This is a genomic window from Oleiphilus sp. HI0128 (assembly GCF_001635365.1).
In genome coordinates this window covers 1-1,817 of sequence record NZ_LWGG01000645.1, presented here as the reverse complement: position 1 = coordinate 1,817, position 1,817 = coordinate 1, and the positions used below count along the sequence as shown (strand labels likewise).

At 47.5% G+C, this 1,817-nt stretch carries 2 protein-coding genes; both read left to right on the top strand.

Features of this window, described 5'->3' with window-relative positions; translation table 11 throughout:
* Positions 1 to 1,021 (top strand): peptide chain release factor 3 (gene prfC, locus A3763_RS08135; RefSeq protein ID WP_068759976.1); only part of this gene is annotated, 1,021 nt, incomplete at its 5' end.
* Positions 1,022 to 1,807, top strand: coding sequence for a TatD family hydrolase (locus A3763_RS08130; RefSeq protein ID WP_082880417.1), 786 nt, complete (start codon positions 1,022 to 1,024; stop codon positions 1,805 to 1,807). It begins immediately after the preceding gene.
* The last annotated feature ends 10 nt before the right edge of the window (positions 1,808 to 1,817 follow it).

The window sequence follows — 1,817 nt, the reverse complement described above, 5'->3', positions numbered from 1 at the left end:
GACAGTCCTTTATCAGACGGGGCAAGGTCATCAGATTCAGGATTCAAGAGTAATAAAAGGTCTCGATAATCCAGAGCTGGAAGAGGCGATTGGGCATTATGCAGAAGAACTTAGAGATGAAATTGAATTAGTTAAAGGTGCATCGCACGAGTTTGATCATGAGCTATTTTTAGCAGGCGAACTGACGCCGGTGTACTTCGGTACCGCTCTGGGTAATTTTGGTGTAGACCATATGCTTGAAGGCTTAACTGAGTGGGCGCCTGCGCCGCAATCACGAGCGACGAATGTGCGCCAGGTTGAGGCCGAAGAAGAAAAGTTCACAGGCTTCGTTTTTAAAATTCAGGCAAATATGGACCCAATGCATCGAGACAGAATCGCATTTATGCGCATTTGTTCGGGAAAGTATAAGAAAGGAATGAAGTTAAAGCATGTTCGCACAGGTAAAGATGTGCGTGTTTCAGATGCGGTGACCTTTATGGCAGGTGACCGAGAACATGCAGATGAGGCTTATGCAGGCGATATTATTGGTTTGCATAATCACGGGACGATTCAGATAGGTGATACCTTTACTGAGGGTGAGCAGCTTAAGTTTGCGGGCATTCCAAACTTTGCGCCTGAGCTTTTTAGACGAATTCGTTTGAAAGATCCTCTGAAGATGAAGCAGCTTAACAAAGGCTTGATTCAATTGTCTGAAGAAGGCGCTGTTCAGGTGTTTCGTCCGCTGAAGTCAAATGACTTGATAGTTGGTGCCGTCGGGGTGCTTCAGTTCGATGTCGTAGTGCATCGATTAAAGGCTGAATATAAGGTCGATGCTATGTATGAGCCGATCAGCGTTGCGACGGCGCGCTGGGTGTCGTGTGATGACCCGGTCAAACTAGAGGCGTTTAGAAAGAAATGCTTTGATAATTTAGCTTTGGATGGGGGGGATAACTTGAGTTATATCGCGCCAACGATGGTGAATTTACAGTTATCTGAAGAGCGCTACCCTGAAGTGCAGTTTAGAAAGACGCGAGAGCACTAATTGCAGAATGAGGTGATAGGTCCGGAGCTTTACGATACTCATTGTCATTTAGATTTTGTTGAGTTTGAGGGGCGGCAAGAAGCCCTGCTTGAAAGTTGTCGCCGGGCAAGTGTAACAAAGTTGATTATCCCATCGATTGATCGTGGATCATGGGAGGGGGTGCAAGGCTTATCGCTTGGCCATCCTCAGCTAAGTTATGCCTTAGGGTTGCATCCTCTTTTTATAGCTAGGCATTCTTTAGGCGATATTAGCAGGCTTGATGCGTGCTTATCCCAGCGGCCTGAGGGGCTGGTTGCTGTTGGCGAGATAGGGCTTGATGTAACGGCAGCAGATATGGCTCTGCAGTACAGCTTGTTTGAGGCGCAGTTGGCGCTTGCAAGTGATCATGGTTTGCCCGTTATCATGCATGCTCGAAAAACGCATTCCCAGATACTGTCCGCATTAAAGAAGTTTCCAGGGAAGGGGGTGATTCATGCCTTCTCCGGAGGCAAGGACTTGCTCGATCAGTATGTCGCCAAAGGGATAAGCATCGGTGTAGGTTGCGTTATTACTTGGCCAAGTGCCACGCGAACCCGATCCGCTGTTGCGACAGCCCCTTTGGGTAGTTTGTTGTTGGAGACGGATAGCCCGGATATGAGAGTTTCCGGGTTGAGGCGAGAGTTTGGTTGTCCTTCGGATATTCGTCAGGTTTTTTCGGCGCTATGTAATATTCGCTCTGAAAGCCCTGAAATCTTGGCTGCAGCCTTGAGAGATAATGCCGAAGAAATTTTTTATGCGGGGCAATGAAAGAAAAACT